The sequence below is a fragment of the Candidatus Phytoplasma australasiaticum subsp. ipomoeae genome (genome assembly GCF_024425275.1).
Taxonomy (GTDB): domain Bacteria; phylum Bacillota_I; class Bacilli_A; order Acholeplasmatales; family Acholeplasmataceae; genus Phytoplasma; species Phytoplasma australasiaticum.
In genome coordinates, this window is the sequence record NZ_JALQCV010000015.1 from 1 (window position 1) to 8,113 (window position 8,113).

Genomic DNA, 8,113 nt, shown 5'->3' on the forward strand with positions numbered 1-8,113 from the left:
GAAAACTACCAAGAATTCCTTAAATGGGCAAGTTCAAATCCAAATTCCCCAAGCAAAAGCCAAAGAGTATGGATATGAATATAATTGGTTTAAAAAGGGAAAGGTGAAACACGACGAAACATTAGCAGATAGAGACGAGTTAGAAATAATCCGGACCTATAAGAAAATTGTTAGAGGAATTATCCAATACTTTTGTTTGGCTAACAATTTAGGTGTTTTGACTCACTTAAGTTATCTAGCTGAATACAGCTGTTTGAAAACACTAGCAAGGAAACGGAAAACGTCAATTGCCAAAGTTCGAAAGAAATGTAAAATTGGTTCAACTTGGGGGATTGCTTATATTAACAAAAGGGAAACCCAATACGAACCATGGAATGTTTACACTTGGGACAAAATTAAAAAAATGCGTAATTATAAGGGAAACCCCGGAAATTACCATTAATAGATTTATATTCCAAGGTTGTACTCATCTAATTGACCGTCTAAAAGCGGAACGTTGTGAGCACTGCGATAAAACAACCCAACTACAAATTCATCACATTGGTACGGTCCGCAATGCGCATCACCAAAGTATCATGAATAAAAGAACAAAGATATTGTGTAAAGATTGTCATCGCAAGATAACCAATCAACAATTACATGATATCAGAAATAATAAGAACAATAGGAATAAATAGCTAATTAACCGCGAGGAGAAATTAGTTCTCGCAAGAGAGTAAATTATGGAAAGCCGGATGCTGGGAAACTTGCTTGTCCGGTTTGAACGGGGGTTGATTGTAAATAAAACAGCAAAGATAAATCTTTGAATAAAACGCAATTAATCTATCCGTATATCATAGATGTATTTTATTTAATAGATATTTAGTCAATAAATATAACCAAAATTACAAAAATTTATTTTTTTATATAACTTTAAATTTATCTTTATACCAGAAATAATAACTATTAATAAAATTTTAATGATTATTAATTTTTATTTAATTTAAAAAAATATCTAAATATTTGTTAATAAATATTAAAAATGATAATTTATATATGTGAATAAAATAAATAGGAGATGTTAAATATGGTTAAATTAAAAAAAATAATTAAAATCATTAATTACAGCACATTGTTTTTATTTTTATTCTCGATTATAAATATTAATCAAGTGATAGGGGCGCCAAAGAGGCCTAAATATCGTGTGATTTAACCAATCACCAGTGCGATAAACACTGAAAGGATAAGAATGGTTCATTAAACGAAAGAATAGTGAATTACAGCAGTTCTTAAAAGCGGGTTGTGACGAAGTAGTTAGTCAAGAAGATGCCGCCACCGAATGATTTTAAGGATAAGCCTGAAAGGGCCTAAGAAGCTAAGAAGATGTAATTTGATAACCTGTTTCGTAAACTACTATAAACGAGCAGTCCTGAGTCTATCAACATAAGCAATCATTGTTGGATAGTTTATCAATTAACAAAAAAACAGGAATCTCACCATTAGTAAATGGTTACTTCACCTAAGGAATCAAGGTCGATATTTAGAGTAACTTGGAGAATCCTAAAAGCTAGTTATTAAATTAACTAATAATGAAATAAAAGTCATTAGGCTCAAGGATAAAGCGACTTTTTAGTAGTCGGAGGAGTAAAACTTAATTTGGAATAATTAAGTTAATCGCCCTCCCAAGATGAAGGTTAACGACCTTTATAGGGCAAAAGAAGTCAGTAATTTATTGTGCAATATCATAAATATAAGTGTTACAGGACGATTATAATCAACAACTAACCAGTGGTGACATTAAGTTAGTCTTCGTAAGAAGGTAAATTATGGCAAGCCGGATGCTTGGAAACTTGCTTGTCCGGTTTAGATGGGGGCTGTTTGTAATAGATATCAAAAATACCAATTTTGATATTGAAACGCAAATATTCTATCCATATCTATAAATAAAGATGAATATATGAACAATCAAGATAATATGAAAATTCATGATATTCATCTGGAAAATACAGAAGATATATTACAACATTTAATAAACAAAAATTGTTATGAAAGTTTCAGTTATTTTGCCTTAGAATACCCATGTTATAATGGACAAAATGTTAAATACGATCTTATTTGGAAAATTAAAAATCCCCTTTTTAAACAATTAGGCACTAATGAATATAAGTTAATGTGTGTTTTGTTTGATAAAGGAGAGAGAGACAAAAAAGATGATATTTATTCTTTAGAAGATTTAAAACAAATGAGCAACGGAGCTTCCAATATGTATATTTTTTGGCTTAAAAACAAATTTTTAGATCCAAATGATAAAAAAAATGTACAGAATCTAATATTTAATAGATTAGAACTAGAATTTAAACAAAAACAAATAAAAGAAAAAATAAAAGAGATAAACGAATTATTAAATTATTTATCACAAGAAGAAAAAAAATTTTCTAATTTAGAAAACGATTTTAAATTACAAATAAAATCTTTATTAAAAGATAAAAAATCACTTGAAGTTGAAATAATTAATTTAAGGCAAAAAATTAAAAACCTTGAAGACACTAAAAATGACGAAAATATTCTTAAAAATAAACAAATTAAAGAACTTAATAGTCAATTGAATTTATTAAAAAAAGATATCCAAAACGAAAAAGAAAAATATCAACAATTGAATAATTCTTTTAATAATAAACAAAAAAAATATTCAGGAATTCGTGATTTTTTACATCAAAACTTTTTTCGTTTTTAATTTATATTATCAATTATTTTAAAAATTAATCATTTTCATGTAACGATAAATGTTAATATTAAGTAATTCTAGAAATTAATTTTAAAATTTATTTTTAAAAAATAGAATTTAAGAAAAAAATATATCTGTAATTTTAATATCATTAAAGAAATAGAAGATAGTATTGATAAATTATAAATTAATAATAAAATATTTTTAGGAAACTTACGGATAAAAACTAACAAAATCAACTTTAAAAGTTGATTTTATTATTTTGATATATATCAAAGACAATAATATGATGTATTAAAGTAGAATTATATTAAATTTAATTTTTAAATATAAACATTAAAATAAATAAAATTAATGTTATTTTATGAAATAGAATTTTTTAAATTTTTAGATATAATATGCAATTTAATAATATTTTTTAAATAATATAATAAAACACTGATTAAACTGATTCGATATAAAAATTATTTTTAATATATTGAATATTATATCGGATTTCGTCATAATGATTTTTTTTTATTTCATAAATTATTTTGGAAAATCTTTTTTGATTTTCTTTTTCCTTTTTAATTTCTTTATAAAAATATTCTTTTTTTTCTTCTATTTGTGTTATTTGTGATTGTAATTTTTCATTTTCTTTGTCAATATCGTATTTTTGTATTTGTTGATGTATATTTGGGATATTATTATTTTTGTACAATTGGCGTTGCTTCAAGTTATTCTCAGATGTAGTTAATTGTTTAAATTCATTTTCGATAATTTGCGGATTAGGAAGAGAATTTATTTTTTTTTGTAAATTGTTTATTTTTATTTGGCTTTCATTAAATAGTTTTTGCCATTTATATATGACATCTTGTTTTTGTTTTATTTTCTCTTTAATGTTAAATTTTGTTTTTTCATTTTGAATAAAAACTTGATCTTTAGTTGGTAAAAAAGATATTTCAAAAACATCATCACAATAAAATTCTAAAAAATAATTTTTAATTTTTTTCCATTGATCAATGTTAATATTAGTTTTATGGTTATTTTCCGCTAGAGTATTGAATCCTTGTATTGATGATTGCATTTCTAAATCAATGTTTTCTATAAAATTTGAATCCAGTAATTGTAGGTTAAAACCCATATTATTTGCAAAATTTGAATTCGATATTTCTTGAAAATCAATATTATTATTATTTACATTATTAATATTTTCGCTAATATAAACATTTTTATCTTTCGGATACACATCAAAGTCTTGTATTGACTCTAATGCTTTAGAATTTATTTCTTCTGATAAATTTGAATTAGACACTTCTTGAAAAGAAATATCATTTTCATAATCATTATTAATTTTCGTTTTTTTAATATATATAAAAATTATTATAATCGCTAACAATATAATACTTAAAATTAAAAAATGTTTTTTACGCAAATTTATCATAATAATTTTATCGTTTTTCTTTCTAAAAAATAATAAAAAATTAAAAAAATTATTTTTTTATTATTAAAATCACATTTTAATTATTATACATTGTTTGTTTATATTTGATTTAAAAATCTGATGTATTCTCAAAATATTAAAAATAAATAATAAATATAAAATTTGGCTTAATATTTTTTTATTTAACATTCTTTTTTTAAAATTGTATAATAATGATATATTCAAATTTCCATATTTGATAATAATCGCTATTATCAGAAAAGCTGTGAAATTCATGAAGCAATCTTATTTTTTTCAAAAAAATTATTAAGAAACTATCTTAGTATTAATTAAGATTATAATAATGTATATAAAGAAAAAACATCATTATCTTTTGAAATATAAAATGATATAATACAGTATAAAAATAATTATTTATATAAATGATCCTTCTATAGCCGCTCCTAAGCTAAGGAATAGAAAAAAATAAAAGGAGTTTAATAATTAATGTTTAAATACAATAATCCAATTACAATTATAAAAAATTATGTATTAATTTTATTAGGAATTTTATTAATTAGTATTAATAATCATTCTATTATGGCGACAAAGTTAAATACTAAAGATAAAGAAATTATAAACCGTGAAATTAACGATCAAGAAGTAAACAAAAACTTTCAATTATTAAATGATATAAAACAAAACATTTTGATTATGTTCATCCAAATATCATCGATAGATCTTAAAAACAATAAATATGCATTAATATCAAACGATAATGATGTTATTCCGCAAATAAAAGAGTTTTTGAAACAATCAAAACAAAAATACCCTGATTTAATCGGGGAAGATATTAAAAAAGTAACTAAATGGGTATTTTTAAATGGAGATACAGAAGATCAAAATAAGATTTATAATATATTACAACAAATATTATTAAATTGCGCTCGATAATGGTTAATTAAAATTAACCTAATATAAGGATATAAGAGTCAAAGAAACCTAAATTCACATTATATCACTAATAATCAGTACCAATTAAGCACGATTATACTAAATATCTAGTCAACAAGTATGTACCAAACTAGAAGTTAAGGATAAGAAAGGTTGAAATCATTAAGTGGTTAAGTAGTATAGTAAAATATCTCTAGCAAAAAAATAAAGTTTTGGATATTGATATTTTTAAAACCAAATTATATCTTAAAATCATTACAATTAAATCTGTTAATCATCAAGACCAACTTTTAAGTTGGTCTTTTTTGTTTTTTTTAATCAAAATGAAAACAATATTTTTTAATTTATTCTAAAAAGAAATAATTTTTTAAAAAAAACTTTATTTTTAATTTTTTTAAAAAATAAATAAAATTTAAAAAAATATTTGATTAATTCGGGATATTATTTTTTTGGAGGTACTAAAAAAATTATATTATTTAAATATTATCTAAAAATATTAATTAAACAGAAATTTATACATGATTCTTTATAATATTTGAATTTTTACTAAATAAAACTAATTTAAATTCTTATTATTTTTTTAATATTGACGCAAATATTAATATTTGGTAAAATTGATTTACATGTTATTAAATTGAAAATTAATTTAATGTTTATAAACTTAATATATTATTATTTATAATCATATTTTTATTTTAATCGGTTTTTAGTAAATTCTTAATAGATAAAATTAAATTATCTATTAAATTAAATAGTTTTATATTTTTTATTTTTTTTATTCCTTAATTCAAATGGTCTATTATATTAAAAAATTTAATTCTTTTAAAACATTTGTTAATTTATAATTATTTATTTTGGGAAATTTTTTTTATTGAAAATTGTAATTTACAATAAATATTTTTAAATTGGTTATATTTTAATAAATCCGATTTCAAACGTAAAAATTATATTAAAAAATTTTTTTGGTTAATTTAATAAAAAATTATTCTTACCGTATATAAATCATATTTATTATTTTTTTATTTAATTTTTTTAATAATTTTAAAATATTTTAATTAAAAAACAATTAATAAAAAAATTGAGATAAAATTAACGGAAAAGGTTTGTTTAGTATGTTTGAAAAATCCATGCAACATAAAATTATTAAATTATTAATTACAGTTTTTATGTTTTTTTTATTATTAAATATTTTTTTAATAATATTATTTAAGCTTAATAATGAGAGCAAAAAATCCAAATTATTTTTAAATACACAAATAAATAAAGTTGCAAAGTTAAAAACAAATACACCTGAAGAGCAAAAATTAATTTTTATAGATAATAATATTATTGATCCTGATGAAGTTATTGTAATTTTAAAAGAAAGAATAGTTAATCAATTTTTAAAAAGAAATAAAATAGCAAAAGCTTTTGAATTAGCAAACAAAGATTTAGATATTAAATTTACAATATCAAATCGTAATCAACCAATAAAAGATGAAAAAAAATTTATAAAAGAATTAATCAAGATTGATCCCCAAATAACCCTAAAAGATGATGTAATCGAAGAACTTAAATATATATTATTAAAAGAATATAGAGAAAAAAAACAATTATTTCACTCATATGATTTTTTTGTAAATTATAAATTAATTCACAATAAAATAAGAAATTCCCATATATATAAAATTCATGAATTATACAAAAATTCTCAAATCCAAAATATAAAATATCCTTTTTATACAATAGTATTAAAATTTATTTTAGAAGATAAAGAAAATGAAATCATTAAATCAAAGGAACACCTTAAACAATTGCAAGCTAATTTCAATTATTATAATGTAATAGAAAATCGAATAAAAAATGAAAAAGAATTTGAAAATAATTTAATAGCAATAGATTCAACATTAACATATCAACAAAATTTGTTAATTTTAAAAGAAAAGATAAAAAATCAATTTAAAGAAAAAAATCAATTAGCGAAATTATATGATCAAATGCGAACAGAAATAGAATTATCTAGTTTCGAAACTAAAGAACAATACTATATTCAAAATGAAGAAGATTATATAAAAAACTTCTTGTTTACATCTGTAAATATGCCGACTTCGGAAGAAAAAATTTTAGAACATTTCCAGAGAATATTATTATTAGAATATAAAAATAAAAAAAATATTTTAAATTTATATAGTTCTTACTTAAAAAAAATAATAGATATAATGTTGGATAAAATATCAAATAATTTTATAACATGGTCGCCAACTAAAATAGGTATAATAAATAAAATAATAAATAATCCTTTATTCACTTCATTTCTAAGACTTGAAATAGAAGATGCTCAAAACGAAATTATTAATTTAAAAGAACAAATTAAAAATACACCAGCAACTCTAAAAAATTTAGAGGATACCAAAAACGAATTACAAAATAATTTTCAAAATAAGTTAAAAAATTATTTTATCGCTTATGATCAAAAAATTAATGATTTAAAAAATCAAATAGAACAACTAACTAAAAATGATCAAAAACACGACGAAACTGATCAAAGACACGATAAAAATATTATTGATTTCAATAAAAGATTACAAACATTAACTGAAACTGACGAAATACACGACGAAACTGATCGAAGACACGACGCAACTGATCAAAAACACGATGAAACTGATCAAAGACACGATAAAAATATTATTGATTTCAATAAAAGATTACAAACATTAACTGAAACTGACGAAATACACGACGAAACTGATCGAAGACACGACGAAACTGATCAAAGACACGACAAAAATGATCAAAAACACGACGAAACTGATCAAAGACACGACGAAATTGACAAAATACACAATGAAAATGATCGAAGACACGACGAAACTGATCAAAGACACGATAAAAATATTATTGATTTCAATAAAAGATTACAAACATTAACTGAAACTGACGAAATACACGACGAAACTGATCAAAGACACGACAAAAATGATCAAAAACACGACGAAACTGATCAAAGACACGACGAAATTGACAAAATACACAATGAAAATGATCGAAGACACGACGAAACTGATCAAAGA

At 21.9% G+C, this 8,113-nt stretch carries 5 protein-coding genes and 1 pseudogene; 5 read left to right on the forward strand and 1 reads right to left on the reverse strand.

Translation table 11 applies throughout. The features are described 5' to 3' along the window. From NQK76_RS02210 to NQK76_RS02225, 3 genes and pseudogenes are all read left to right on the forward strand, one after another. Positions 1 to 677, forward strand: a pseudogene (locus NQK76_RS02210) (group II intron reverse transcriptase/maturase); the annotation flags it as partial. 389 nt (positions 678 to 1,066) lie between these two features. Beyond that, the gene (locus NQK76_RS02220) at positions 1,067 to 1,192 is read left to right on the forward strand and encodes a hypothetical protein (RefSeq protein WP_255872729.1); all 126 of its coding nucleotides are present in this window, start codon (positions 1,067 to 1,069) and stop codon (positions 1,190 to 1,192) included. 744 nt (positions 1,193 to 1,936) lie between these two features. Next, a complete protein-coding gene (locus tag NQK76_RS02225; protein WP_054598516.1) occupies positions 1,937 to 2,713 on the forward strand; it encodes a hypothetical protein in 777 nt (258 codons plus the stop codon). A gap of 433 nt (positions 2,714 to 3,146) precedes the next feature. On the opposite strand, the gene NQK76_RS02230 is transcribed toward NQK76_RS02225, so the two are convergent. Continuing rightward, the gene (locus tag NQK76_RS02230) at positions 3,147 to 4,127 is read right to left on the reverse strand and encodes a hypothetical protein (protein ID WP_054598518.1); all 981 of its coding nucleotides are present in this window, start codon (positions 4,125 to 4,127) and stop codon (positions 3,147 to 3,149) included. Positions 4,128 to 4,613: 486 nt separating this feature from the next. Here NQK76_RS02230 and NQK76_RS02235 point away from each other — a divergent pair, with 486 nt between their 5' ends. Beyond that, complete coding sequence (locus NQK76_RS02235) at positions 4,614 to 5,060, forward strand: SVM family protein (protein WP_054598519.1); 447 nt, start codon at positions 4,614 to 4,616, stop codon at positions 5,058 to 5,060. A gap of 1,112 nt (positions 5,061 to 6,172) precedes the next feature. Next, positions 6,173 to 8,113: coiled-coil domain-containing protein (locus NQK76_RS02240; RefSeq protein WP_255872730.1), on the forward strand; the 1,941-nt coding region annotated here is incomplete at its 3' end.

Excerpts from the sequence above, each read along its gene's own strand:
- NQK76_RS02220 (WP_255872729.1), top strand. The coding sequence starts at position 1,067 with ATGGTTAAATTAAAAAAAATAATTAAAATCATTAATTACAGCACATTG.
- NQK76_RS02225 (WP_054598516.1), top strand. The coding sequence starts at position 1,937 with ATGAACAATCAAGATAATATGAAAATTCATGATATTCATCTGGAAAAT.
- NQK76_RS02230 (WP_054598518.1), bottom strand. The coding sequence starts at position 4,127 with ATGATAAATTTGCGTAAAAAACATTTTTTAATTTTAAGTATTATATTG.
- NQK76_RS02235 (WP_054598519.1), top strand. The coding sequence starts at position 4,614 with ATGTTTAAATACAATAATCCAATTACAATTATAAAAAATTATGTATTA.